Here is a 24,733-nt window from a genome sequence, read left to right as displayed (position 1 = left end):
CTGCGCAAGACCTCCACTCCGTCCCCCGACGCGCTGGGGGATGATACGGCGTGCAAAAGAAACATCCAGGGCACCTACCTTGGCCCCTAACGTTAGAAACCCTATGAATGATTACTGCGTCGCCGGCGTCGTACGCCCCGCGGCCAGCGGAAGCGATCTCCGACTCCGAGATGATTGGAGTCTGGCCAAGGGCCAAGTCGTGGAAGTGCGCCACTACAACATTCCAACCCGCACTGGATTGGTGGAAGACGTTACGGTGGACGGCTCCATTCTTTGGCTTGCTGCCGATGGTCCCGCCACCCGAACCCTGTTCGACAGGTCGGAAGGATATGAAATCTGGGGCGACTTGAGGCGGCTCTCAGGACGCGGCCCTCACCTGATCAAGCCTTTCACGGTACGAGCCGACCAATATCATCGGCCAGTTCGGAACGACGCCGTATCCCTGGACCGAGACAAGCCGTTCCTGCTGCTAGCAGGAACAAACCAACAATGGCTACGACTCCGATAGCGAACATGGTGGCAACGTCGGTGTAGGACGGACTGAACGTCGCCCAAAAAAGAACGGCCCCGAGAAGGCACGCCGCGGAACCCAACCAGAATGCTAAGGCGACTGCCACGCGTGAGGCCACGGACCACATCCGGACTTGGAAAGTGATTGTGCGCACCGGTCCACCCTTCATTGACTGGCCGAGCACAAGGACGGCCACTAGTCCAACCTATGATGTCTTTGTATCGTGTATCGATCCACAGGATTGCTGGCGTGTTACAGAGCGCGGAGACCGGACCGGCCGTTAAGGCAAATCGTTCCTTTGATGCAAGGGCTGCATTGATCTGCCTAACCTATTGGCTCCAGGTAGGGGTGGGAGGCCGCGAGGTCAAAGAGCGCGTTATGGACGGCTTTTGTTCGCGCCAGACGCTGAAGTTCGCGAGGAACCGCGAGCCAGTACTTCCTGCGGAGGTGAACCGTGTCGGCAAGAATCCGCACGAGGCGTCGATCGGATTCGCCGATGAACAACGGAAGAACTGCCACTCCAAGACCGGCAACCGTGGCCATCCACTGCCCCGTGATGTTGTTTGTCTGTATTGCGGGTCGGACTCCAGGCAGAGCCGTGTCCAGGAAGCGCAAGTCAGGGATGTCCAGAAGTGAATCCACGTAGCCGATGACCGAATGGTCTTGCAAGTCATCCACGGCTGCGATGGTCGCGCTGCTTTCCAGATACTGTGGGGCGGCATAGAGGCCCAGCGGATAGGTTGCCAGCGCCGTGGCCTCGACACCGCGAATGGTGGGTTCGGCCAATGAAATGCCAACGTCGAATTCCTTCGTGGCAAGGAGGTTCAAACGCGTCGCCGTGACGATCTCGATGGCAAGATCGGGATGTTTTCTTCTCAGGCCTCCAAGCCCGGGACTCAGGACGAAGGCTCCGAATCCATCCGGGGTCGCGATACGGACGGTTCCCGACAACCGGCCTGGCTCGGATCCCAGCTCTTCCGCGGCCGCCAAGAGCGACGATTCGACAGCCTCAGCATGAATAGCTAGCCGCTGACCTGCCTCGGTGAGCGTCCAGCCACCAGTCGATCGTACGAAAAGCCGGGAAGCCGTGGCTCGCTCAAGGTGGGAAATTCGCCGTCCCACGGTGGTGTGATCCACCCCGAGGCCTCGAGCAGCGGCTACCAGCTTCCCGGTCCGTGCAACCTCAAGAAAGAAACGTAGATCATCCGCAGAAATCACCCCCTTAGCCTATCGTGCAAATATGCACATCGGAGGGCATGTTTGGTCATTGATTCGGACTCGGAACGCATTGAGACTTGAACCGGATATTTACACGGAACCGCCTCGGATGCGTAGATGCACAGGCGGTCAGAAACAAAGGTGTTCCATGGTTGCAAACATCGCTCTTCCCCGAGTCATGAAGGTCGGAAGGGGTGCCGTAAATCAGGTGGGCACCCTGCTTGAGGAACTGGGCGCAACCCGGCCCCTCATCGTCACGGATTCGTTCATGCTGACTACAGGCAGCGTTGATTCCATCATGAACTCGATCCAGCGGAGCGGTTTTGAGGCTGCGGTCTTCTCAGGCGTCGTCCCCGATCCTACGACTGCTTCCCTGAGTGAGGGCGTCGCAGCCGTGCAGGACCATGAGGCTGACATCATCATTGGTCTTGGTGGTGGAAGCGCGATTGACACCGCAAAGGCCCTGGGACTGCTCAGTCGCCAAGGCGGCCAAATGCGGGATTTCAAGGCGCCCCGGAACAACAACGGACCTTCCGTTCGAGTCGTTGCAATTCCCACAACCGCGGGCAGTGGCTCGGAAGCTACTCAGTTCTCAATCATCAGCGACTCTGAGACCCACGAGAAGATGCTTTGCGCAGGGATCTCGTTCCTTCCAGTGGCGGCAGTCATTGACTATGAGCTCACGCTCTCAATGCCGCCGAGGCTGACCGCAGATACCGGGATCGACGCCTTGACCCACGCGATCGAGGCCTACGTCAGTCGGAAAGGCAACTCATTTTCGGATGCCTTTGCTTTGTCTGCCATTCGGGCTATCGGCCCAAACCTTAGGCTCGTCTACGCTGACGGATCAAACGCGAAAGCCAGGGAAGCGATGATGCTGGCTTCCACACAGGCAGGAATCGCCTTTTCCAACTCCAGCGTGGCCCTTGTTCATGGAATGAGTCGGCCGATTGGTGCCCACTTCCATGTTGCCCACGGTCTGGCCAACGCAATGTTGTTTCCGACTGTCACGGAATTCTCGGTCTCTGCTGCCGCGCCAAGATACGCAGACTGCGCCAGGGCGCTTGGAATTGTGAGTTCAAGCAGCTCGGACCAATATGCCACCGAATCTCTGGTGGCTGAATTGCACGCCCTCAACCGCGACCTCAAGGTCCCAACACCCGAAGCCTTCGGCATCGACCGCGCAGCCTGGGAGGAAAAGATACCGCTCATGGCCGAGCAGGCGCTCGCTTCCGGTTCCCCGGGCAACAATCCTCTCGTTCCGGACGCTGAGCAGATCCAAGCCATCTACAAGGAAATCTACGCGTAACTTCCTCCAAAACGACCGGACGAACGACTGTCTGCCGGGGCGAACACCCGGTACGGCCTCTCCTCATCTGAAGACTCTGAAAAGGATCCACCATGACCACCATCAAGCATTTCATCAACGGTGTTGAAACCGCCGGCTCCGGCGACCGCAGCCAGCCGGTCTACAACCCGGCCACCGGTGCCGTCTCGGCAACGCTGCGCCTGGCGAACCGCGCCGACCTGGACGCCACTGTTGCCGCGGCGAAGGCCGCGGCCGAAAAGTGGGGCGATTTCTCCCTGGCCAAGCGCACCGCGGTCCTGTTCAAGTTCCGCGAACTGGTCGCCTCCCACGTGGACGAACTCGCGGCCCTGATCACGGCCGAGCACGGCAAGGTCATCTCCGACGCGAAGGGCGAGATCGGCCGGGGCCTGGAAGTCATCGAATTCGCTTGCGGCATCCCGCAGCTGCTCAAGGGCGACTACTCGGACCAGGTCTCAACCGGCATCGACGTGTTCTCCTTCCGCGAGCCCCTCGGCGTCGTCGCCGGCATCACCCCGTTCAACTTCCCGGTCATGGTGCCCCTGTGGATGGCGCCGATGGCGATCGCCACGGGCAACGCGTTCATCCTCAAGCCCTCCGAACGGGACCCCTCCGCCTCCATGCTCCTCGCGAAGCTCTGGAAACAGGCCGGCCTGCCCGACGGCGTGTTCCAGGTCCTGCACGGTGACAAGGAAACCGTCGACGGCCTCCTCACCCACCCGGACGTGGACGGCATCTCCTTCGTCGGCTCCACCCCGATCGCGAAGTACGTCCACGAAACCGCGACGGCCCACGGCAAGCGGGTCCAGGCCCTCGGCGGGGCGAAGAACCACGCGATCATCATGCCCGACGCCGACCTCGACAACGCCGCCGACCACCTGGCCGCCGCCGCCTTCGGTTCCGCCGGCGAGCGGTGCATGGCCATCTCGGTCGCGGTCGCCGTCGGCGATGCCGCCGACCTGCTGGTCAAGAAAGTCGAAGAACGCGCCCTCGCCGTGAAGGTCAAGAACGGCACCGAGCCCGACGCCGAAATGGGCCCGGTCATCACCCCGGCCTCCAAGGAACGCATCGTACGGATCGTCACCGAAGCCCAAGCCGCCGGCGCGGCGATGGTCGTGGACGGCCGCGACCTCGTGGTTCCCGGCCACGAAGAAGGCTTCTGGGTCGGCCCCACCGTGATCGACCACGTCAAGACCGAAATGACCGCCTACACCGAGGAAATCTTCGGACCCGTCCTCGTCGTCGTCCGGGTGGAAGACTTGGACGAAGGCATCAAGCTCATCAACTCCAACCCCTACGGCAACGGCACCGCCATCTTCACCTCCTCCGGAGCGAACGCCCGCAAGTTCCAGCGCTCCGTCACCGTGGGCATGGTTGGCATCAACGTCCCCTTGCCGGTACCGGTGGCTTACCACTCCTTCGGCGGATGGAAGGCCTCGCTCTTCGGGGACAAGCACATCTACGGACCCGAAGGCGTCTCCTTCTACACCCGCGGCAAGGTCATCACCTCCCGCTGGCCCGAACCCACCCATGCCTCCGGCGCCTCCTACAACTTCCCCTCCAACTAGTCCCCACTACCTGTCGATGGTTGTCGCTTGGGACGGCCATCGGCAGGCTTCGGCATCTGACCGATCCGGATCCGTCTTGTCAGAGTTCCTGAGGAGCAAGCCTGTGTTTCGCTATTTTTCTTGTCTTATGTTGGCCACTGCTGTCGTCGGGGCCGTTCTGAGCATCATCGCCTCAGGGACACTCTTGCTAGCCCTCGGCCTGATGATGCTCATGATCGGTGCCGGGGGACTATCGGCAGCCTGGATGTCCTACGCGGCAGAAGTTCGACCGGCAATCCCGGCCCTTGGGCACGAAAAGCAGGCAGGATAATGACCAAACGACTGATTTGGGGGCTTGTGGGTGCCAGTGACATAGCTGCCACTCGAATGATCCCCGCAATTCGCCGTGTCGGCGATGTGGTGGCCAGCGTCGTCAGCGGGGACACCAATCATGCCAAGACATACGCGGAACGCAACCGCATCGGAATGAATCATGAGAGCCTTGACGCGCTCCTGGCGGATGCTTCCATCGATGCCGTCTACATTTCCAGCCGAAACCAGCATCACAGCCGACAAACAATCGCCGCGGCCAGCGCGGGCAAGCATGTCCTTTGTGAGAAACCCGTCGCAACGACGCTCGAAGAGGCACAGGCCATGGTGGAGGCCTGTCGTGCCCACAACGTGGTGCTGGCGGTCAACCACCATCTCCCGGCTGCAGGAACCCATCAGACTATTCGTGCGCTCGTCGTTTCAGGCGGCATTGGGCGACCGTTGAGCGTTAATGTCCGGCATTCGACTCTCCTCCCCGAACGCCTTCGCGGGTGGCGGCTTGAAAAGTCCCCGGGCGCCGGCGTCGTCATGGATTTGTCCTGTCACAACGCGTCAGTCGTCAATCCGCTACTGGGCACTCGCCCGCTCGACGTGGCTGCCCTCACCTTGTCGCAAAGTGATTGGTCTTCGGGTGTGGACGACGCTTCCAGCGCGTCCATCCGATACGACCCTGACATTTTGGTCGACTTCCAAGACTCATTCACGTTGCCTTTCACACCGTCTTTCATCCAGATCAACGGTGACCAAGGCAGCATCCTTGGGCATGACGTCATGACTCCCGAGCCGAAAGGCTCGATCGTACTCACGGATCACGCCGGCACGAGAGAGATTCCAGTTACCGACCGTCGCCACACGTACGACATCACGCTCGAACGCTTCCGATCAGCAGTGCGCGAGGGGGCTCAGCCAGTTGTCGACGGCGTGGACGCCGCAAACGCGTTGTCTGTCAGCCTCTCGATCCTGGAAGCCGGCAGAACGGGCGAGAAGCAACTGATTGAATTCACCGCCCGATAGTTAGAGACCGTGCCCGCTGAGACTGGACATCCACGCCAGTCCGACGGCAGCGATGACGGCAAACACAGCCGGCACGATGAACACGAGAGGGAGTCCGATAGTGGCTACTCCGAGCCCACCGGCGAGCCCGCCCATCGCCGAGCTTAGGGCGGTGGAGCTCATGAAGATCGCCGAACCTGTGGCCACCGCTGCCGTGTTCGATCAGGGCCTGGCCGCCGGCGAGGAGGAAGCCATCAGCTGCCAGGACGGCAAGCGCGATCTTGGCTGCTACGCGCTGAGTGTCGTCCATGATGGGTGCTCCTTCGCTTCGCAGGTCGCGGGGAGCTGGGGGAAGGCGGCTTCCCAGAGCTGCCGGCACCGTGCCGGAAGGATCATGGTCGGCCACAGGGCCGTCAGCCGTGCCGGTGGACGATGCGGCAGATTTCCTCGATGGATCCGGAATTCTGCAGGGTGAGTTGGTACAGCACCGAGCAGCTGCCGTCGTCATCCACGGTGTAGCTTCTTTCCGGTCCCCAGTCCAAGTGCAGGGGGAGCTCCACGGTTCCGGCGGCTGGGCCGTGCAGGTCGTTAAACGCGTGCGGGACCAGGTACACGAGGGAATCGGCGATGGTGTGCGGGTGAGCGACCGGGGCTGTGACGTACTCGTGGAGCCGGGTACGGATGAGTTCGGACACGGACGTTCCTTCCCGCACGGCTTTGCGGTGGGCTTCGTTCCACAGTTCGTTGCTGACCCGGATCGTGTGCCGTGGCGTGCCTGCCGACATGGTGCGCTCCTGCCTCTAAGCGTGTTCTGGATTCACGATCAAGTCTACGCGGTGTCATGACACCTTGGAATGGATGACGCCACTAACGCGGAACTTGGGTTCTGCAGGTCCGTATCCCTGCCCGGGCCTTCGCCCACTACGACGCCGGCTGGAAATTTGAGCCGGGAACGTACCAGATCCTGGAGGGCCGGCACTCCGCCGACGACTTCCAGGTCCTGGAGGTCGCGGTCCGCTAGTAACCCACCCGCGGTGTGGCATGATCACATCGCAGACTGGCCGGCCGCGTACACGTGCCGGCCAGGACCGGGTGCCCCGAGGTGTGGTCGGCCAGGCCTGGGTTGTGCCTTCCGGGGGGCGAGGTCCAGCCAGTCACCCAGTAGAAGGCGAGCTCGAGTTCGTCGGAGGGCAGGACGTCCTTGTGTGACTTGTACTCGATGGGCCAGAACACGCCGTTCCGCGGATCGATGCCAACGGTCATGCCGTAGATCTTGAGTTCCTCGTTGAAGAAGAGGGGCGGATGCAGGAGGACCGTGCCTTGGGCGAGCAGCTCGTCGAGCTGTTCGACGGATGTCCGGCTGGACGCGTTGGTCGCTGATGGAAGGTCGGGTTCGCTGTAAACGCAGCATGAGGCGGTCTTCCCGATAGGATCGAGAAGACCGCCTCAATACCAGTGTAAGGAGAAGCGCGTGTCTGCGCCCGCTGAGCATCATTGGCCAGCCTCTCGTAGGTTTGGTGTAGACGTGGCCCCAGCTGGGTTGGCCTTCGTTCAGGACCTCTTAAATACGACGTCGAAGGCTCGCGACTATGCCGTCGATCTCCTGGGCGAGATCAGCACCAGTCAGCGGTGGCTGGATGACTCGCTCAACCAGCTGCGGTCGGTTGACTCCCTCGCGCCGCCAAAGAACGTGATCGTGAGAGACGCCGAACGAGAACAGCTTAGGGTTCTGCGCTCCGAATTCAGGATGGCGTTGTCGGCCGCCTCGGATCCTGGCTCGGTTCACCACGCCATCATGAGTTCAGCGACAGCAGTAAGTGTCGAGTCCGGGCAAGTCCGGCTGCACGCCACTGGGGGCGGTCTGGACCTCCTTCGGTCATATCTGCTGGTGCAATTGGTCAAGGCGTCGTACGAGGGAACTCTTCGGCGCCTTAAGCTTTGCGCCAACCCGGAATGCGACATCGCATTCTTCGACCGTTCGAAAAACTGCAGCCGGCTTTGGCACGAGGTGGCTAGCTGCGGAAACGCTGCGAACACGCGGGCATACCGTCAGCGACTCAAGGAACGGGACGCCAAAACGGCCCGGAGCGCCTGATCAGCAGCTACATCCAACTGCCCTAAGGCATTTCCGCGTCAGGGAAGCAACGGGAGGTAAACCGGTGTCATCACGTCTCCCGACTCACCTACTGAGCGCATTCAGAATTGACTCTACTCATTATGCTCAAGAATGGAATCTGTCGCGACTTCGGCAAGAACCGGAATCGGGATCAGCGATACCCAAATGGCAGCCCTGCCCATCACCCGCCATGAATTCCACGGGGACTGGAACTACACTCGCCACTCCAACCCGCCAAACACCATAACCGCGTGTTATTTACTGGCAGGCCCTGAGAAATCCAGGACGAACCATTGAGGCTGGCGTCAGAGCGCCCACCCCCGAAGTGATCATCGGGTCACCGAGGGCCGGACGGTGATGACCAGTCCGCGAAGCGCGCGAATAGCACTCCGCGATTCGGGCGTGCTCGTGCCGCACACAGAGACATAGAGAGTCATCGCCTGCGTTGCGGCCGGACTGGGGTCGTCTGTGTCCCGCGGTTGCCGAGGACGGGCGAGGCGGTCGCCGCGCCGCCGCCGGCCAGGCACTGAGCAGGAGGTCTCCTTGGGGTTTCATCGCTCCCTCCTCCAGGTGGTGACGCTAGGCGAGGGGTGGACCAGCGGCCGGCATGGTGTTTCCAATTCATCCTCGGCCAGACCCGGGACCTCCCGTATGTGGTCCATTCGTGCCATCGCCGCTGACGACAGCAAGGACGGCCAGGCCGCCGCCGCAACTTGGCGGTCGGCAATTCCCTGAGTCGCATGGCGTAATCCCGAGCGCCGCCTCCACGCAAAAATACGCCCGGCTGGGATACCCCAGCCGGGCGTTTCGCGGTCAACTAATGCCTAGCCGGCCACCAGCGATGTCGCAACGGTACCCACCGAGGAGAACTCGTCTTCACCGTGCAGGTGCTCCAAGAACCAGGAGGTTGCGGCTTGACTGGTTTGCTCGAAGTGGTCTGAGTATGTGTCGAAGTGACCACCATTATGGACGAGAACCTGCTTCGGGTGATGCGCGGACTCGAATGCTGCCAGTTGAACCTCCGGGAAGGTGCAGGTATCTGTGCGGCCCACGATCATCAGCAAGGGTTTCGGTGACAGGTGGGGAATCCACCCGGCTGGTTCGAACTCCAACAAGTGGGCTACGGATCGTAGTGTCACCTCGTTTCTCCATGACGGCGTGTCCTGGAGAACGAAGTCGATGAATTCCTGGTCAACGACAGGGGGAAGGGCGCAGAGCGTGTTCGGGTCGGTGGAGAAGACCGGGATCATTTCGGGTTCTTCTCCAGCGACACGGCCGCGGCGGTCAGCCGCGAGGCGCCGTTCGAGTTCGGCTCTCTGCTCAACGCTGAACATCTGCCGGCTGTTGAGGTGCCCACTTACCTGAGGAATCTGGGCAACGACACATCGTACCCGGGGGTCATTCGCGCCGATGACCATAGCAAGTCCCCCTGCAAAACTAGATCCCCAGAGGCCAAATCCAGTATGACCATCGACCTCGGGCAGTTCTGCGGCGTGCGTAATCACGTCTCGCCAGTCCGCCATTTGAACATACGGGTCAACCTCAAGGCGAGGCTGGCCCTCTGATGTGCCGAAGCCTCGGTGGTCGTACACGATGACGGTGAAGCCGGATGCCGCGAAGGCGGCCGCATAATGGTCGATATGCTCTTTTACCCCGCCGAATCCATGAGCCATGACGATGCAGGGGGCGGCCAAGTTCGGTTTGGCATGTAGGTAACCGCGAAGAACAGTTCCGTCCTCCGTCTTGAATTCAATATCTCTTCTCACAGATGTTCACTCTTTCTCACAAGTGTTTCCTGATCTAACTCGTCGGCAAATGGTGGGTCAGTTTGCAGTCCGTTGGTCCAGAAATCCAAGGGTCGCCAGGAGGTGACGATTAGCCTGCTCTCGCAATGAGACGCTGGTCGCGTCAGCTGACACCTTGGACAACGGGCTGGTCAGAGTAGGGGACGGGACGGTTCTCCTTGCGCCAGAGCTCTTCAAACTCCGACCATCCAGGCGGGGGGACGAGGCCCTGGACACGCCAAAGGTCCTCCGGAGTTTCGTCGACGTGGATTTCCCAGTCGTACCCGCGCTCTTTCACGAATGGCACCAGGATCTCTTCAACCTGGTTGTGAAAGTATGTCCGGATCTGTTCGGTCGTGAAGGTTCCAGCGGGAAAGTTCTTCACGATCGTGTTCTCGTTCATCTGGCGAGCGATGTGGTCAACGCGGATGCGTATGAAATTGTTCGCAGCCTCGCCTCCAACGTAGATGCTGTTCGCAGGCATGTTGTGGAAGACGACCACGGCATAGAACTTGGGTAGGTTGACGTTGTCGTAAATCGAGGTAATTCCCTTAGTCAACGCCTCCTTGTCCTCATTCGTAAAAGCGTCCTCGGGTGTGAAAATCTCCCAGAATGGCATTCCAGGCCCCTCCTTCTCCGTTGTAGGTGTTGCATGGTCGACCAAGTTCCCGCCGCGGGCTTTGCCGCACTGCGAGAGTGATCTTCATCACCATATCGCCGGCCGTGACCGCGGCACTGGGACAGGTGCGTCAATGTGATGTACAACTGCGCCTCGTTAACTGGCCCGACTCCTGGTCCTGCTCCTACCATGCCTCGGGAAGAAGAAGAGCCCCCTCTACTTTGACTGCAGCCAGCCGTGGAAATCGAGACGAACCATGGCGCAGATATGCGACTAGGGGGCGTTTTTTTCCTATAGGGACTCGTTATTCATCCGTAGCGTGGCAACGGTGGCGCCTCGTCCGGAGCCGCCAACCAACCCACGCTGGAGGTTACGACATGAGCAACGAAACCCCTTCCCCGAAGTTAAGCCGGCCGATCAATGCGACGGTCTACGTCGGTCGTTGGCCCGATATCCCGGCACGCGAATTTCCCGGCATCCCAACGGGTAAGTTCTCGCCGTGCACGGCCACTCTTCTCACCGGCCCCACGGAGGCAGTCCTGATTGATGCGCTATACCTTAAAGACGACGTCCGGGAACTTGGTGACCTGATCGAGCGAACGGGCAAGAAGCTCACGACGATCTACCTCACCCATGCGCACGCCGACCACTATTTGGGCTTTGGGCCGCTCTTGGAGCGCTTCCCCGAAGCCAGGGCTGTAGCGCTCCCGCACGTGGTCGAGGGCATCAAAGACACCATGGAGGAGCAGCGGGAGCAGTGGGGTCTGCTTTTCGGTGATGCTTGCGTGTCAGCGGGGCCCGTTCCCGATCCCCTTGACGGTCACACACTGCACGTCGACGGTTACCCCGTAGAGATCATTGAGGTGAAGCAGGCCGATATCCACCCAACCTCCATTGTCCACGTGCCGGCCATCGGCGTAGTTGTGGCAGGGGACTCAATTTACAATGAAATCCATCCAATGCTCGGGCTCTCCACCCCGGCAGAGTGGCAGGACTGGCTGGAAACCGTGGACCTTGTGGAAAGCCTCAACCCCCGGATGGTCGTCAGTGGTCACAGGAGGCCGGACGGTGATGACTATGCCGTCGACGACATGATCTCCACTACCCGGGCCTACATCAAGGATTTCGCTGCCGCATATCAGGACGCCAAGGATGCCGAAGAACTCGTCCGCGTTATGGTGGCCAAGTATCCACGCCACGGAAACCTCTGGACACTTCAGTTCTCCGCCCAGAGCGCGATAACACTCCGCGATTCCGGCGAGCTCCTGGCAAATGCAGGGACGTAGATGACGTCGAGCCATCGTTGCGGCCAGACGTCGAGACAGGACGCACGCATGCCTGGCCGGCATCCGCTCATCACTTCGCGATTTCCGTAGTGATGTCATCGCGGCTCTCGACGACACCTGCTTTCCGGATGCAGCGCAACAACGGTGTGGCTGGGCGGTAAAGCGTCCGGCTCCCCGGCCTGCCCAAAACAGACCCTTTCTTAACATACCCGTTCGGGCTATGGTTATGTCTAACCGGGTGGCGGTCGGAGGGCTGAACCCTTGGGTCCGAGATTATGCTGCATGCGGTGGAAACGTCCGGACCTGCACGTCACGGACAGAGTGTGGGGTCGAAGAGGATCGTGGAGAGAGCCATTTTGCCAGACCAGCGAGACACCTTCAGTGTCAACTCGAATAGCGGCAGGGGCGTTAGTGCATATAGTCACCGCGTCCCGATCGCCGACCGGCGCGCGATCCAGGAGCTTGATGCTCAATGGAGAATCGAAGCTAATGAGCGCATCGCGCGCATGGAGCTAAAGCGGATCGGAGCAAGCGACCGTACGGGGAACTTCCTGAAGCGGGACCTCGGGGACATCTTGATCACCGACTGGGATTCTCCTCCGGTCGAGGGGATGCGCAGCGCCAAGAACGGGCGGGGGGGTGAGGAAGCATTGATGCTCTTCACGGCCTCCGCCGGAAAACAAGTCCTGGAGACGGCATATGGAAGCGCGGTCCTCCAGCCCGGGACCGTGCTTCTGGCCAGTACCAGCGGGCCGTGCAAGTTTGTCATCCCACACTTCGTGCGGAAGAAGAGCGTCAGAATGCCTTTATCCGCCCTCGTCCCGTTCCTGGCCATAACAAGTTTGCCCGACTCCTTGATACTCCGCACGGGAGACAGCCCCCTGGTCCAGCTCCTACAAGATCTATTGCGCGGGATCGACCGTGAATACACCCGGATGTCACCGTCGGCGCTGGAAGGTGCCCGCAACGCGATGCTTGCTCTTATTGCCGGGCTGGTCCTCGGTAACAAGGCCGACATCGGCGGCAGCGACTTCCTGCCAATGCTTCGGCCGCGTCTGGAGCAATGGATTAGTGAGCATCTTCAATCCAGTGCCCTCCGGGTAGAGGACATTGCCGCCGCACATAACGTCTCCCCGCGCACTGTACAGCGCGCCTTCGCTTCAACCGGAGACACCGTCCGGTCGGTTGTTCGAACCCACCGGCTTGCGGCGGTCAGGCGCGACTTGATCACATCCCAACAACCGGTCGCCGCAATCGCACACCGGTGGGGTTTCTTCGACGCCAGTCACCTAAGCCGCACCTTCAAGCAAGAGTTCACAATGACTCCGGGAGAGTTTCGTGAGAGTTATAAGACAACAGCCCCGGCAACGCCGGACCGTGCGCCCATTGGCGGCGGCGTTCGGGCACCAGGCGCGGGAGTCAACGAAGCGGCACGGTCAACAGGCTTGATGTCCCAAGCCTCAGATGCCGCTTAGGCACCGTTCTTCAGAGCCACTGCAGCGACGAGCCGCATATAGCAGAAGGTTTTTCTTCTTCGAGAACCAGTGTCCAGTCCTCGACCCTTCTTGGGACATGTCGTCGGTCGTCCCGTTGCTCACGAGTACGCCATGACTGACACCTCTGGTCGCTTGACAGCCTCTACCAGGTCTATTCAGAAGGCCGTTGTCCGGAGCACGTCCACACGCGGACCCTGGGTTCGAGTGAGTCACATGTGCTGCCGCTGGAAGGGCTGGACAAAGGAACGAAGCTGCCTGCCTTCGCGGGAGGATTGTCGCGTACGGATAGCCCGGTTGGTAAGGCACTAACGAAAGTCTTATAGAAGGAAGAAGACACTAATGACGGAGTCGAACAGCAAATCCGACCAGAGCGCCTTCGCGGAGGGTATGGGTATACGGCGTAGGGTGATGGGCGACAATTTCGTCGATAATTCCCTGGGTCTCACTGCCGGTACCGACTCAGAGGCTTTGCAGACGTTTGTCACTGAGCATGTTTGGGGGGCTGTATGGGCTCGCCCAAACTTGGATCCTCGGAGCCGAAGCCTGCTCACGCTTGGAATGCTGGTGGCAATGCGCGCACATGATGAGCTGTCGGGGCACGTTCGTGGAGCACTGAGCAACGGCCTTAACCGAGCCGAGATCGTGGAGGCAGTTATTCATGCCGCGGGCTATTGCGGGGCCCCCGCAGCCCTTTCGGCAATGCGACGCGTCCAGCAAGTTTTCGACAGTCTTAACGAGGAACCCATGGTCGGCGCTTAGTGCACATGTGCTGCCAACCGCGCGCGGAGCCGCTGGAACTCCACGAAGTCCGGCGCCGGCGTGGCCTTGACGAGAGGAGATACGCTTTGCGGCGGCACTCACTCGACGGAGTGCCGCCGCAGGGCGTTCCCGTTTTCGACCGGCAGTTCTACAAGTGTCATGCCAAAGTTCCTTGCTCCGACTCTGTCGAAGGGGTTGGGTCTCGGATAGGAGCCCGGTGTTTGTGTGAGTTTCCTGTCCGAGAATGGATACAGGAGGAATTCACGAATCATGGCACGCAGGACACGCCCTATTGATGTCCAACGAGGACCCTTCGGAACCGCCGGCCTCCGCCCCCGCGCCGGATGCCCTTTCCTCCCCGAGGACCTCCCTGAACATCAGCGAGTCGGACGACGCTGCCGCTGGCCCGGACCTCCGGACCAGGCCCTCGACGCTCGGAGCGAAGGTTCTGGCCGGGCGGCTGCCGATGCGCGCCGGGTGCTTCGCGAGCTGGAGTGGCCGGGCTGCTAAGCAGGCAGCCGTCCGTGACGGCATGTCGCAGCGATCACAGGGGATCCGCTTCACTTTCTCAGTCTTGCTTGGATGATTTCACGTCTGATCGGCGCGTTGTCGCAGGTCAGACGAGGATCCGGGCTCAGGACCCACCGGGCCTGGTCAGGTTCGGGTCTCCTGCGTCTGCGTAGGTCAGCAATGGCTTCTCTCGTTTGATGAGAGATTTTCGCCGTACAGTTCAGGCTGTGGAGATGCTGCCGGGCCGATCCCAGACTTCCTGACGGACCAGGACGTCGGGCCGCTGCGCGCGGAGGACCCCGGGTTCGAGGTGATGCTGGATCGATGGCGGGTGAGTGGGGGCTTCCGCGAAGGCCACCGCGCCGTCAACAGGCAGCGGACGGTCCTTGGTCGCACCCGACCCGCGGCCGCCTGACACGAACTACCGCGGCGCGAACTCCGGGTAGAGCACCAGGATGGGCTGCGACAGGGCGGCCTTCACCTGGCGGCTGGTCTCGTCGGCGAGAACCTCGAGTTCGCCCGCCTCAAGGCCGTCGTAGATTGCGGCGACGATGTCGGCGGGATTCTCCTTGATGACATCGAGAGCGGCTGTCATGGGCGTGTCGGCGTAGCCGAGGTGCGCCCCTAGGACGTGCGTACCCTGCGCCTGCAGCTCGAGCCGGAGCGAATTGGTCAGCGACCAGAACGCTGCCTTCGTCGCCGCGTATGCCCCGCCGCGACCGAGCCAGCTGAGAGCCGAGTGCACATCGACGAGCGCACCGCCTCCGTTCACGGCGAGCACGGGCGCGAACACCTGCGCGACCTCGAGGGCACCGAACACATTGGTGTCGAACAGCCGACGGACATCGTCGAGCGGGCTGTCGAGGAGGGGTCCGGCTCCGCCGATCCCGGCATTGTTGACGACGATCATCGTGTCGCCCGCGTGAACGGCCGCTTCGCGGATGGAGGTCGCCGATGTCACGTCGAGGACGAGAGGCACGACCCGCTGGTCGTCCCAGTCGCGTGGGGAGCGGGCGGTCGCGTACACGCGTCGGGCGCCGCGGGCGAGGGCTTGGGTCACGAACTGGATGCCCAGCCCGCCGTTGGCGCCGGTGACGAGCACCACCGCGTTGTCGAGCGAGGTCACGGATTTTCCCTTCGAGGGTTGCTTAGGCGAGAGGGACCGAGCGGAGGGGCGCGTTGTGTGCACGTTGGCTACGAGCGCCGCTGCGACCGCGAGGGCGACGAGGACCGCGGCTGCCAATTCCATGGCGATGAGTAGGCCGGCGCTCGTCGCGACCGCGCCGAGCACGAGCGCGACGGCCGCCTGAACGAGGTAGCCGACGGTGAACGCGGCCGAGATCACCGCGGCTCGGTGATGCGGCTGGGCCGTGCTGGTGATGATCCCGAGGCCGCCCGCGTACATCAGGCTGTAGCCGCCGCCGGTGAGCACCGAAGCGACGACGAACATCGGCATCGACTGCGCGATGCCCGCGGCCACGAGGGAAGCCATCCCGAGCAGGATCGCGGCCGGCGCGATGCCGAGCGCCACGCGGGGCAGGATCCGCCGGGCTGCGATCGCGACTACGCCGATGCAGATCGCCGAGATCGCGAGTATGGTTCCGTTCAGCAGCGCATTTGACGAGTCCAGCAGGTCGGCCGCGACCTGGGCGCCGAGGGCGAGGAACACGGAGCCGACCGCATACGCGGCAGACACCCCCAGCGCCCCGGCGACGAATGCTCGTCGCAGTCCCGCCGGCACGCGCGGCAGTCGTGGACGCCATGCCGGGGCGTGCCGGTCGCGTACGCGTGGGAGGAACACGGCCGCGGCACCGATGGCCAGGATCACGACGAACAGCACCCAGAACGTGAGATGCAAGGGCTGTGGCGCATACTGCACGAGCGCGCCGCCCACGATCGTTGCGAGGGCGAGTCCCGCCGCGGTGGCCGCGGTCATGGTCGAACTCGCCCGCGGCGCACGCTCAGGTCCCCCGAGTTCGACCATGGCCGCCGCGGCGGGACTCAGCGACATTCCGACGCCCACGCCCATGAGTGCGCGGCCTATGAGCACCTCCGGCAGCCCGGCCGCGATGCCGAAGGTGAGCGTGCCCAGCGCGAGTGCTCCGAGGCCGAGCAGGATCGCAAAACGTCGGCCGCGGCTGTCGGAGAGGTTCCCGAAGATCAGCAGCGTCGGAATCAGCACGATCGGATAGATCGCGAAGATGAGCGTGCTGGTGGCGGCGCTGAGGCCCCACGAGTGCTCATAGAGCGGGTACACAATCGTCGGTGCGGCGGCCGACCACAGCGCGATGCCGGCGACAGAGGCGGCGGTCCAGAACGAAGCGCGCGGGGAGAGGGTAGGCACAATACGACACTACTACACCTTGGATAGGAAATACCTATTCAGATAGGCTGGATGCCATGAAGAAGCTCTCGCCGGTCAATCAGCAGTGCGGGATCGCCCGTTCCCTCGAGGTGCTGGGCGAGAAGTGGACTCTGCTTGTCGTGCGTGACGTGCGCTTGGGATTCACGCGCTTCAGTGACATCCGGGAACGACTCGGGGTGGCGCCCGACGTGCTGGCCGACCGGCTCGCGAAGCTTGTCGACCTGGGCGTGCTCGAGCGCCGCGCCTACCGCGACCAGGGCACTCGGACGCGCGACGAGTACAAGCTGACCCCCTCCGGCGAGGAGCTGGTACCGGTGCTGGCGGCGTTACGAGGGTGGGGCGATCGGCACCTTCCGAATGGTCTGCCGCCGGGATAACGCTACCTCGCAGCGGACGCCCGCGAGCCCCTGCACCTCGTCCGTGGGTTCGGACGGGCGCGGTTGAGGCCGCCTTTGATTGCGGCTGGGCCTCTGTCCTGTACGCTGTGACCGCAGAGCAGCGGAACGGTACAAAGAGGGAACGTTTTGACTCGACCCGCTTACGTAACCCAGTGCTACGGCGTCGACGGGACCGCTTACCTCGTCAGCTGCGCCGACAACACCAAAGACCGCGTTTTGCCCGGGCTCGAGGACGCAGTGAGTTCTAAGGGATCAAGTTCACTCCATCTGCTCTTGCTCGACTGTGCAGTGCAAAACGGCTTCGAAGTCCATGCTGCGAATCGCCGGTGGATGATCATTCGTCGGGATGGGTGTCAATTTCGAGGGTGGTGGCTGCGTCGGGGGCGTCGCCGACGACGATGAGGTAGTTGTCCCTGCCGGCGGCGAGGGGGGATGGAGTGTTCGCCGTATTTTCGTAGGCGAGGTTGACGGCGTCGTCGGCGTTGGTGATGTTGAGTTTGCGGAGGAGTCGGACGATGTCGAGGGTGTCTTTGTCTCGTTCGGCGGCGATTTTCAAGGCCAGGAGGGTTTCGATGTCGGCGGCGTGGATTGTGAGGCCGTCGAGGTGTTCGAGGTCGATCCAGGTGGCGTGTCCGGGATGAACGCTGAGGCGTTGGCGTTGAGCCAGTCGGGGGAGAGGTCGTAGTCTGCTGCCATCTCGGTGACGACGGCGTTGACCGTGGCTGGGTCGGTGTAGTTGGCGTCGATGTCGGCGGTGGGGCGGTTGCCGATTCCTTGCAGGATGAGGGCGGCGCCGCCGACGAGTTTGATGTCACCGTGGACGCCGAGGGCGGAGGCAACTTTTTTGGGCGTCGGGATATCCGGCCGGCACGACCGAACAAGATGAAATCGCTCTCGCTCTCACCGTGAATCGATGGCGCGGACGTGCTGTCCCCATTCATACACCGACTTAGTAGGTCCGGGCACGGTAAACAGGAAGTGCCGGTTCCAGATGGGCGACGTCGGCCTGCTCGCTTTGGCCTTGGTGTGTCCCGCGACGGCGGTCATGGGCACCGAAGCCTATCCCCGGCTGGCCATGAAGGCGACGGCGCTGCTCGATTCCGTGGCCAGGTCTCGCCCGCTCATCGACGGCAACAAACGCACCGCCTGGACACTCGTGGTCCTGCTGCTCTGGATCAACGGTTACAGGCACGACTTCGAGCTGAAGAGGGCATCGATCTGGTTGTCGGCGTGGCCGCCGGCCGCATCGATTTGCAGCGCAGCGCCATCCTGATCGAGAAACACCTGATTCGACGGTTGATGCTGCGAGGGGGTCCCAAAGCTGACGGCTCGGGGTTCTTTGACGTGCGGTTGGCGGGGGAGTCTGCAGGGGGCGAGATTTGGGGTGTGTACAACATACACACTTTGGGCGTCGGACTGGGCCGTACATCGGCCGGACTGGCTCGTACTGCCCATGTTTTCTGGAGTTCCCTGTGTTTCCGGGGCCTGGAATGCGGTTCGAGTCCCACCTCGGGCACGTGTTTCCGCAGGTCAGGGGGCCTTTGGCCCTCTGACTGTGCACAAATCAGCTTTTGTGTGCCCCTTCGGGCCATTTTGTGGTGGCGGCCGTTGGTGTGGTCGGATGCCTCTTTCCTTGGGGTGGGGTGCGTCTGTGTTCTTCCTTCTTCATGGTTTGATGAGGACGGAGCTACATGACTTGGTTGGGCTGGAAGATCGGGCTGGGTTCGCATAGCTGTTCATTCTGTTGTGGCTTGCTTTTCTGTCGGTCATCTTTTTTGCCTTGGGGAGCCGGTCCTATGGGCGGCTGTGCATTCGCCGCACACGTCAGCGGTTACGAGTTTTGATGTCTCCGAACGTTTTGACGACTCTTCCCATCCCTACGGAGGCTTCCACTTGTCATGGGTTCGGACTCTGGAATCCGGGAACAAGCAAGAGTAGCGTCGATTGAAGTATGGCGCGATGCACAGGAGTACGACCTAATGGGCCGGGGCACGCGGGTGTTGTCGCCTTGAAGGAGCCGGGATGGCTGGGTGGAATGCTGACACGGCGGCCGGTCCCTTGGGGCCCGGGTCGATTACTTTGGTCGAGGGATCGTCATTCTGCATCTCCTTGCCGAATGGGGACATATATCCCGAACACCCACATGGTCTTTTCTTCGAGGACACCCGCATCCTGTCCCGCTGGAGCCTGACCATTAACGGCCAGCCGCTGGAGCCGCTGGCGGCTGAGACGAAAGAGCCGTACCGCGCTCTGTTTGCGGGTCGCGTTCCCCGCTCGGACGGCTATGCGGACAGCCCGCTTATCGTGGAGCGGTTGCGCGAAGTGGGGGCTGGCATCCAGGAGCAGATCACAGTTCGCAATTACTCCCTGGAACCGGCTGAGTGCGTGGTGTCCCTAAGTGTTGGGTCCGATTTTGCGGACCTCTTTGAAGTGAAGGAGGCAAGGATCCAGCGGCGCTGGGACGAAACCCGCCGAGCGGACGGTGACTCGCTGACAATCTGCGGAGCCTGGCAGGATGTCCGGAAGGGCATGGTTGTCAGGGCCCCTGGAGCAGAAATCGGGCCGGAGTCCCTTACGTACCGGGTGTCCGTTGGGGCGCATGGCCACTGGAGCACTGTCCTCACGGTGGTGCCCAGCGTAGAGGGAGCCAGCCCGGAGGCGTTCGTGCATGCAGACGGGGACGACTTGTCTCCCCGGGACAGACGCCGGCACGAATGGGTGGCCAAGATTCCTGTGCTACATATGGGAAATCGATCTATCGAACGCACGCTCCGGCGAAGTTACGACGATCTTGGTGCCCTTCGCATCGAGGACCCGAACCATCCGGATCGGGTTGTGGTGGCAGCTGGCGCACCCTGGTTCATGACCCTGTTTGGTCGGGATTCGCTTTGGGCGTCGCTTATGGCGCTGCCGGTGGACCCCTCCCTGGCGTTGGGTACGCTGCAGACTCTGGCGGACCTCCAGGGCAGCGTTGTGGATCCGATGAGCGAGGAGGAGCCGGGTAAGATCCTGCATGAAGTCAGGCTTGACGTCTCCAGTGGCTTGGCGCTGGGCGGAAAGTCGGTCTACTACGGCAGCGTCGACGCTACCCCGCTGTTCGTGGACGTGCTCGGGGCAGTTAGCCGGTGGGGATTCGCCACGGATACGATCGCTGCCCTGCTGCCTCACGCTGACCGCGCGCTGGAATGGATCCGTGATTACGGAGACAGGGATGGCGACGGTTTCGTCGAGTATGAGCGCCTTAACGATCAAGGGCTGATCAACCAGGGCTGGAAGGACTCCTGGGACGGCATCAATTTTGCTGATGGACGTCTGGCTGAGCCGCCTATTGCGCTCTGCGAGGTGCAGGCCTATGTATACCACGCGTACATAGCACGCGCATGGATGGCGCACGACGCCGGTGACGTTGCCTTAGCGGCCGAGCTCGCCGATCGCGCGGCGCAGATGAAGAAGCGTTTCAACGATCAGTTCTGGATGCCTGACCACGGGTATTACGCCGTCGCCCTCGACGGCAAAAAGAGGCAGGTCGACGCGTGCGCGTCCAACATGGGCCATTGCCTATGGCTGGGCCTGGTGGATGAGGAAAAGGCCCCGCAGGTGGTCGAACGGCTGATGTCTCCGGAAATGTTCAGTGGCTGGGGTGTGCGCACATTGGCAAGCGACATGGGCGCCTACAACCCCGCCAGCTACCACAACGGCTCGGTCTGGCCACACGATAATGCAATCATCACGGCGGGCTTGGTGCGCTATGGCTTCGTGGCCGAGGCGCAGCGCATCTCTGCTGCTCTGCTGGAGGCGGCCGAGTATTCGGGCGGCCGGCTACCGGAATTGTTTTGCGGCTTCAGCAGGGAGCAATTTGCAGAGCCCGTGCCCTATCCGACGGCATGCTCTCCGCAGGCCTGGGCAGCGACGACGCCGATCCTGCTGGTCACGAGCCTGATGCGGTATGACACCCATGTTTCCCGCGGCGGTCTATGGATGGATCCCGTACTTCCGGAGTCCTACGGTGATCTGCACATCACCAACGCGCCTCTGGCCGGCGGCCGGATCACCATCGATATTACCGGCTCGGTACCAGCCGTCCAGGGGTTGCCGGAAGGGATCGTATTCCATCGTGGTCATCGGCCGTGGATGGCGGAATTGGTCAAGCAAGCTGACCTACGCCGAAAGGCCTAGCTGTGGGGAGGCTCAGACAACAAGGCGACGACACCACACCACGGATGCGGTCGCAGCCCTGATGCCCCAGACGTTAACTCTTGCGGCCCGGGTCACGGCGGTTCCTGTGACAGGCCGTCGGTTGGTGGTTAGCTGACGAGGGACACCAAGACGTCGGTTCACCGGGTCGGTGCTGGGGCTGGCAGAGATGCTCAGGGCGGAGACCGTGATAGTTCGAGGTTGCCGAGACTTGATTCAATTTGGTGCATTCGGACATGAGGTTGGAGGCGCAGCGGCTGAAGTGATCGTCGCCAAGCGGCGGTCTTTCTTGGCGCTTCACTCGCTAAATGATGTAACTGCTCGGAAGTCATTCGCCACGTTGTTTTCAAGATCAAGCCATTCGTCCAACCCGACGGCCCGGAAGATATCACGAGGCGCCATTCCAAATGATGTCATCGGGAGAGCGCTTCCCTCTGCCACAACGGCAGCGAATGCCTTGCGAATGCCGTCTATTACCGGATACAACGAGACAGCGGGATCCACGATGAGTCCAAATCCGATGTCTTTCAGGTCACGGAAGGGCAGAGAGGGAGTCGTGCTGCCGCTGGCCACGTTGTACATTTTGTGGCCCGGCAAGCCGCCGATCTGTTCGATGTCGGCCATGTCTCTCGGGGCGTCTACAAACGTCAGATGGGCTCCGAGGTCATGAGCCATTCGCGACCTTTCCATCGCTTCGTCAATGCCACCGATGGAAAGCGAGTCAGTTCGCGCAATGAGAAGCATATTGAACTCACTGCATATTTCGAGGGCTACTTTGAGTTTTCGCGCAAATTGCCGGCGATCGATGACCGACTTCTGGGCAAGGTGGCCGCAGCGCTTTGGAAACACTTGATCCTCGATCATGATCGCCGCCGCTCCGAGCTGCCCAATAGCTGCAACCGTCCGTGCGGTGTTGAGTTCATTGCCAAACCCGTTGTCGCCATCGACAATGACCGGAAGCCCTGATCTTGCCACGATATTCGTGGCTGCGTTTGTCACCTCCTGCAGGGACAACAAGCCCAGGTCCGGGAGTCCAGCCACGCTCGCTGCAAGGCCCGCGCCTGACACGAAGAGCGCCTGAGCCCCGGCGCCTTCAAGAACTGCGGCGGACAGGCAGTCAAAGCAACCCGGTGCGAATACGAGATCATCATCCAACATCTCGGCGAGCGTGTCGCTTTTTCGTCGTGACGCCCGATCGGCGGCATACTGACCATTGCGTCGAACCGCGGTGAGGGCTGAGCCCCAGAAAACATCTTCAGTCATTTGAATTCACCCTCCCAAGGAACTTCTTTGCCGTTTCAGTCGAAACCACATCGGCATACTTCAGGTCAAGATCTCGTAGCGAATTGGCGTGCGTTTCGGGCTCCCGGTCGCCGACCGCCTCCCGTGGAACAAATACTCGAAAACCATTTTGGAACAGGTCTACTGCTGAGGCGCGAACACATCCGCTAGTTGATGTTCCTGTCAGAATCACGCTGTCGACTCCCAACCGCAGGAGATCGTCGGCCAGGGTCGTGCCGAAACATGCTGATGCAGACTTTTTGACGATGAGGGGTTCGTCGTCTTGGTGGCCCAGACGGTCATCTAGTTCGACATTGTCTGATCCGATCACGAGAGTCGATATTTTCGGTGCCTTCAGCGCCCAAAGTCCAATATCGAGGCCGTCAGGGCGGTAGCCCACGACTGTGAAAATAACAGGAGCACCAGCCGCCCTAGCCGCGTCGACAATCTCACGCGTGCTTCCGACTACATTGTCCAGATCGCAACCTAGGGGCCTTGTTGGATCGGTGAACGCTTTTTGAAGATCGACTATCACGACGGCGAAAGAGTTACCCGGACCCATGGGCCGGCCGAAGTTTTCTATATGTGCCAGCTCAGAATCACCCATGAACGCCTCCGTGGATTGAACTTTGTCCTGCGTCTTGACCAGCGGTCATCGGGACCACCAGCGAGAACAACGCTACGGGGGTGTGCTCCACTGAGGGAAACTATAGATTCCGAGAATTCACTCGTGGGAGATGTCAATGCGGGCAAGCATTGATTTAAGAGGTCCGGTCTTCCTCGTCTAGCCAATTGTTCATTTGAGAAACGTCCTTAGCCACCTCGATGAACAGCCTCTGAGCCCGGGTCGTTGCTCCCTGGCGGCGCAGAAGTTCAACTGATATCTCCAGTCGGGGTTCGAGCGGACGCCAAACGAACCCTGCCGGAACAGGATCGTAGTGTGTCTTCATCGCTGTCTGGAATGCCTGTCCACTGGCCAACATGGAAAGTGCGCGCTTGTCACCGAGGAAACCATCTGGGGTGAATGTTTCGAAAATGTAGACCAGATCGTCCGTTGGCCCACGGCCGAAAGCGGCGAGAACTTTATCCGCGTAGCCGGGAGAGTGTCCCCGGGGCCACATGAGAATCGTGGACTCGGCAAGTTGATCAGCATGGATGACCTCGCTCTGAGCGGCAGGATGCTTGTCTCCTACGATTACACCGAGTGGCTCATTGCGGAGCACTACGGTCTCCACGGTCGGCGGTAAGATCGGGCTCCGTACCACCACCAGATCAAACTGTCCGTGGAGCAGACCGGATAATGCGTGGTCGGCGAGTGCGACCACTGCGGTCACCGTGACTTCGGGCGCCGCCAAATGAAGCTCGTTGAGGATGAGTGGAAGGCTCTCGATTCCGAATGAGTGCGAATATCCGATATGAAGATGAAGCGCGTCCCCGCGACCCACGCGCCGCACAGCTTCAGCGGCTTCATCAATGCTGGCCAGAATCTTTGCGGCTCGCTCGGCAAAGACCTCGCCGGCTTCCGTAAGTTCGACACGCCGAGTGCTTCGATCGAAAAGGCGGGCACCCACTTCGTTTTCAAGCTGACGGATTTGGCTGCTCAAGGCCTGCTGAGCGAGAAAAAGCCCGTTCGCCGCACGCGTGAAGTTCAGTTCCTCTGCTACCGCGACGAAAGCCTTTATGTGGCGGATCTCCACAGCTTCTCCTTGTCCGAAAGCGGTCCTGCAACATAGCCCAACAGTATCTGGAACCCTTCTCACATATTAGACCAAACCGACACTTGAAGGTCCGCGGACTGAGACTCAGTGCGGGTAGTCCGGCACCCTAACCTGATGTAGGAACCCGAGGTGCGCGTTCCTCGAGTTTCAGATGCTGGACCTATCTGGGCCGTTTCTCCAGCGCATCTGGTGTTTCACGGCAAGAAGAAGTCGTGGGGGCCCCCCCCCCCGGGGGGCGCCCCCCCGCCGGGAGGGCCGAGAACAAGGGGGTTTGGGGGGGG

General features: G+C 61.3%; 23 protein-coding genes. 13 read left to right on the top strand and 10 right to left on the bottom strand.

What is annotated here, in order from left to right; genetic code table 11:
- Positions 1 to 835: 835 nt before the first annotated feature.
- Positions 836 to 1,729: a LysR family transcriptional regulator gene (locus OOZ51_RS18740; protein WP_265981279.1), complete on the bottom strand. Its 894-nt coding sequence runs from the start codon at positions 1,727 to 1,729 to the stop codon at positions 836 to 838.
- Positions 1,730 to 1,877: 148 nt separating this feature from the next.
- On the opposite strand from OOZ51_RS18740, the gene OOZ51_RS18735 reads away from it, so the two are divergent.
- The 4 genes from OOZ51_RS18735 to OOZ51_RS18720 all read left to right on the top strand — a co-directional run bounded on the left by OOZ51_RS18735 (position 1,878) and on the right by OOZ51_RS18720 (position 5,947).
- Complete coding sequence (locus tag OOZ51_RS18735) at positions 1,878 to 3,038, top strand: iron-containing alcohol dehydrogenase (RefSeq protein WP_265981278.1); 1,161 nt, start codon at positions 1,878 to 1,880, stop codon at positions 3,036 to 3,038.
- A 92-nt stretch (positions 3,039 to 3,130) separates the two neighbouring features.
- A complete protein-coding gene (locus OOZ51_RS18730; RefSeq protein ID WP_265981277.1) occupies positions 3,131 to 4,624 on the top strand; it encodes a CoA-acylating methylmalonate-semialdehyde dehydrogenase in 1,494 nt (497 codons plus the stop codon).
- 103 nt (positions 4,625 to 4,727) lie between these two features.
- Complete coding sequence (locus OOZ51_RS18725) at positions 4,728 to 4,934, top strand: hypothetical protein (protein WP_265981276.1); 207 nt, start codon at positions 4,728 to 4,730, stop codon at positions 4,932 to 4,934.
- Positions 4,934 to 5,947 carry a Gfo/Idh/MocA family protein gene (locus tag OOZ51_RS18720; protein WP_265981275.1) on the top strand — a complete coding sequence of 338 codons (1,014 nt, stop codon included), beginning with the start codon at positions 4,934 to 4,936 and terminating at the stop codon, positions 5,945 to 5,947. The genes OOZ51_RS18725 and OOZ51_RS18720 overlap by 1 nt, the downstream gene beginning before the upstream one ends.
- Here OOZ51_RS18720 and OOZ51_RS18715 read toward each other — a convergent pair whose 3' ends face one another.
- From OOZ51_RS18715 to OOZ51_RS18705, 3 genes are all read right to left on the bottom strand, one after another.
- Positions 5,948 to 6,109, bottom strand: coding sequence for a hypothetical protein (locus OOZ51_RS18715; protein WP_265981274.1), 162 nt, complete (start codon positions 6,107 to 6,109; stop codon positions 5,948 to 5,950).
- Between the two features lie 230 nt (positions 6,110 to 6,339).
- Positions 6,340 to 6,711: a hypothetical protein gene (locus tag OOZ51_RS18710; protein WP_265981273.1), complete on the bottom strand. Its 372-nt coding sequence runs from the start codon at positions 6,709 to 6,711 to the stop codon at positions 6,340 to 6,342.
- A 232-nt stretch (positions 6,712 to 6,943) separates the two neighbouring features.
- On the bottom strand, positions 6,944 to 7,189 hold the full coding sequence (locus OOZ51_RS18705) for a hypothetical protein (protein WP_265981272.1): 246 nt from the start codon (positions 7,187 to 7,189) through the stop codon (positions 6,944 to 6,946).
- Between the two features lie 262 nt (positions 7,190 to 7,451).
- Here OOZ51_RS18705 and OOZ51_RS18700 point away from each other — a divergent pair, with 262 nt between their 5' ends.
- Complete coding sequence (locus OOZ51_RS18700) at positions 7,452 to 8,021, top strand: CGNR zinc finger domain-containing protein (protein WP_265981271.1); 570 nt, start codon at positions 7,452 to 7,454, stop codon at positions 8,019 to 8,021.
- Positions 8,022 to 8,866: 845 nt separating this feature from the next.
- Here OOZ51_RS18700 and OOZ51_RS18695 read toward each other — a convergent pair.
- Both OOZ51_RS18695 and OOZ51_RS18690 read right to left on the bottom strand, forming a co-directional pair.
- Positions 8,867 to 9,808 (bottom strand): alpha/beta hydrolase, encoded by a 942-nt coding sequence (locus tag OOZ51_RS18695; protein ID WP_265981270.1) that lies wholly within the window; start codon positions 9,806 to 9,808, stop codon positions 8,867 to 8,869.
- Positions 9,809 to 9,950: 142 nt separating this feature from the next.
- Positions 9,951 to 10,445, bottom strand: coding sequence for a tautomerase family protein (locus OOZ51_RS18690; RefSeq protein WP_265981269.1), 495 nt, complete (start codon positions 10,443 to 10,445; stop codon positions 9,951 to 9,953).
- 377 nt (positions 10,446 to 10,822) lie between these two features.
- Between OOZ51_RS18690 and OOZ51_RS18685 the strand changes: the two genes are divergently transcribed.
- The 4 genes from OOZ51_RS18685 to OOZ51_RS18675 all read left to right on the top strand — a co-directional run bounded on the left by OOZ51_RS18685 (position 10,823) and on the right by OOZ51_RS18675 (position 14,572).
- The gene (locus tag OOZ51_RS18685; RefSeq protein WP_265981268.1) at positions 10,823 to 11,731 is read left to right on the top strand and encodes an MBL fold metallo-hydrolase; all 909 of its coding nucleotides are present in this window, start codon (positions 10,823 to 10,825) and stop codon (positions 11,729 to 11,731) included.
- Positions 11,732 to 12,237: 506 nt separating this feature from the next.
- Positions 12,238 to 13,206, top strand: a complete 969-nt coding sequence (locus tag OOZ51_RS18680) for a helix-turn-helix domain-containing protein (protein ID WP_265981267.1) — start codon at positions 12,238 to 12,240, stop codon at positions 13,204 to 13,206.
- Positions 13,207 to 13,566: 360 nt separating this feature from the next.
- Complete coding sequence (locus OOZ51_RS22560; RefSeq protein ID WP_416346411.1) at positions 13,567 to 13,986, top strand: carboxymuconolactone decarboxylase family protein; 420 nt, start codon at positions 13,567 to 13,569, stop codon at positions 13,984 to 13,986.
- 295 nt (positions 13,987 to 14,281) lie between these two features.
- Complete coding sequence (locus OOZ51_RS18675) at positions 14,282 to 14,572, top strand: hypothetical protein (RefSeq protein WP_265981266.1); 291 nt, start codon at positions 14,282 to 14,284, stop codon at positions 14,570 to 14,572.
- 345 nt (positions 14,573 to 14,917) lie between these two features.
- On the opposite strand, the gene OOZ51_RS22425 is transcribed toward OOZ51_RS18675, so the two are convergent.
- Positions 14,918 to 16,840: an SDR family oxidoreductase gene (locus OOZ51_RS22425; protein WP_323054790.1), complete on the bottom strand. Its 1,923-nt coding sequence runs from the start codon at positions 16,838 to 16,840 to the stop codon at positions 14,918 to 14,920.
- A gap of 56 nt (positions 16,841 to 16,896) precedes the next feature.
- Here OOZ51_RS22425 and OOZ51_RS18660 point away from each other — a divergent pair, with 56 nt between their 5' ends.
- The 4 genes from OOZ51_RS18660 to OOZ51_RS18645 all read left to right on the top strand — a co-directional run bounded on the left by OOZ51_RS18660 (position 16,897) and on the right by OOZ51_RS18645 (position 21,435).
- On the top strand, positions 16,897 to 17,238 hold the full coding sequence (locus OOZ51_RS18660; RefSeq protein ID WP_265981265.1) for a winged helix-turn-helix transcriptional regulator: 342 nt from the start codon (positions 16,897 to 16,899) through the stop codon (positions 17,236 to 17,238).
- A gap of 367 nt (positions 17,239 to 17,605) precedes the next feature.
- Positions 17,606 to 17,944 (top strand): hypothetical protein, encoded by a 339-nt coding sequence (locus OOZ51_RS18655; protein WP_265981264.1) that lies wholly within the window; start codon positions 17,606 to 17,608, stop codon positions 17,942 to 17,944.
- Between the two features lie 306 nt (positions 17,945 to 18,250).
- The gene (locus OOZ51_RS18650; RefSeq protein ID WP_265981263.1) at positions 18,251 to 18,532 is read left to right on the top strand and encodes a type II toxin-antitoxin system death-on-curing family toxin; all 282 of its coding nucleotides are present in this window, start codon (positions 18,251 to 18,253) and stop codon (positions 18,530 to 18,532) included.
- A gap of 749 nt (positions 18,533 to 19,281) precedes the next feature.
- A complete protein-coding gene (locus OOZ51_RS18645) occupies positions 19,282 to 21,435 on the top strand; it encodes an amylo-alpha-1,6-glucosidase (RefSeq protein ID WP_265981262.1) in 2,154 nt (717 codons plus the stop codon).
- Positions 21,436 to 21,750: 315 nt separating this feature from the next.
- On the opposite strand, the gene OOZ51_RS18640 is transcribed toward OOZ51_RS18645, so the two are convergent.
- The 3 genes from OOZ51_RS18640 to OOZ51_RS18630 all read right to left on the bottom strand — a co-directional run bounded on the left by OOZ51_RS18640 (position 21,751) and on the right by OOZ51_RS18630 (position 24,431).
- Positions 21,751 to 22,716 carry an isocitrate lyase/PEP mutase family protein gene (locus OOZ51_RS18640; protein ID WP_265981261.1) on the bottom strand — a complete coding sequence of 322 codons (966 nt, stop codon included), beginning with the start codon at positions 22,714 to 22,716 and terminating at the stop codon, positions 21,751 to 21,753.
- Positions 22,709 to 23,341, bottom strand: a complete 633-nt coding sequence (locus OOZ51_RS18635) for an isochorismatase family protein (RefSeq protein WP_265981260.1) — start codon at positions 23,339 to 23,341, stop codon at positions 22,709 to 22,711. The genes OOZ51_RS18640 and OOZ51_RS18635 overlap by 8 nt, the downstream gene beginning before the upstream one ends.
- A 154-nt stretch (positions 23,342 to 23,495) precedes the next feature.
- Positions 23,496 to 24,431, bottom strand: coding sequence for a LysR family transcriptional regulator (locus OOZ51_RS18630; protein ID WP_416346410.1), 936 nt, complete (start codon positions 24,429 to 24,431; stop codon positions 23,496 to 23,498).
- Positions 24,432 to 24,733: the final 302 nt, after the last annotated feature.

The organism is Arthrobacter rhizophilus (assembly GCF_026241105.1).
Lineage (GTDB): Bacteria > Actinomycetota > Actinomycetes > Actinomycetales > Micrococcaceae > Arthrobacter.
Note: the sequence above shows the minus strand (reverse complement) of the source record. Positions and strands in the feature narration are given on the sequence as shown.

Bases quoted from the DNA above. Each gene is read 5' to 3' on its own strand.
- OOZ51_RS18675 (WP_265981266.1), top strand. From the start codon at position 14,282: ATGTCCAACGAGGACCCTTCGGAACCGCCGGCCTCCGCCCCCGCGCCG.
- OOZ51_RS22560 (WP_416346411.1), top strand. From the start codon at position 13,567: ATGACGGAGTCGAACAGCAAATCCGACCAGAGCGCCTTCGCGGAGGGT.
- OOZ51_RS18705 (WP_265981272.1), bottom strand. From the start codon at position 7,189: ATGACCGTTGGCATCGATCCGCGGAACGGCGTGTTCTGGCCCATCGAG.
- OOZ51_RS18735 (WP_265981278.1), top strand. From the start codon at position 1,878: ATGGTTGCAAACATCGCTCTTCCCCGAGTCATGAAGGTCGGAAGGGGT.
- OOZ51_RS18635 (WP_265981260.1), bottom strand. From the start codon at position 23,341: ATGGGTGATTCTGAGCTGGCACATATAGAAAACTTCGGCCGGCCCATG.
- OOZ51_RS18715 (WP_265981274.1), bottom strand. From the start codon at position 6,109: ATGAGCTCCACCGCCCTAAGCTCGGCGATGGGCGGGCTCGCCGGTGGG.
- OOZ51_RS18645 (WP_265981262.1), top strand. From the start codon at position 19,282: ATGGCTGGGTGGAATGCTGACACGGCGGCCGGTCCCTTGGGGCCCGGG.
- OOZ51_RS18710 (WP_265981273.1), bottom strand. From the start codon at position 6,711: ATGTCGGCAGGCACGCCACGGCACACGATCCGGGTCAGCAACGAACTG.
- OOZ51_RS18655 (WP_265981264.1), top strand. From the start codon at position 17,606: ATGGGTGTCAATTTCGAGGGTGGTGGCTGCGTCGGGGGCGTCGCCGAC.
- OOZ51_RS18680 (WP_265981267.1), top strand. From the start codon at position 12,238: ATGGAGCTAAAGCGGATCGGAGCAAGCGACCGTACGGGGAACTTCCTG.
- OOZ51_RS18690 (WP_265981269.1), bottom strand. From the start codon at position 10,445: ATGCCATTCTGGGAGATTTTCACACCCGAGGACGCTTTTACGAATGAG.
- OOZ51_RS18685 (WP_265981268.1), top strand. From the start codon at position 10,823: ATGAGCAACGAAACCCCTTCCCCGAAGTTAAGCCGGCCGATCAATGCG.
- OOZ51_RS18660 (WP_265981265.1), top strand. From the start codon at position 16,897: ATGAAGAAGCTCTCGCCGGTCAATCAGCAGTGCGGGATCGCCCGTTCC.
- OOZ51_RS18720 (WP_265981275.1), top strand. From the start codon at position 4,934: ATGACCAAACGACTGATTTGGGGGCTTGTGGGTGCCAGTGACATAGCT.
- OOZ51_RS18730 (WP_265981277.1), top strand. From the start codon at position 3,131: ATGACCACCATCAAGCATTTCATCAACGGTGTTGAAACCGCCGGCTCC.
- OOZ51_RS18650 (WP_265981263.1), top strand. From the start codon at position 18,251: ATGGGCGACGTCGGCCTGCTCGCTTTGGCCTTGGTGTGTCCCGCGACG.
- OOZ51_RS18640 (WP_265981261.1), bottom strand. From the start codon at position 22,716: ATGACTGAAGATGTTTTCTGGGGCTCAGCCCTCACCGCGGTTCGACGC.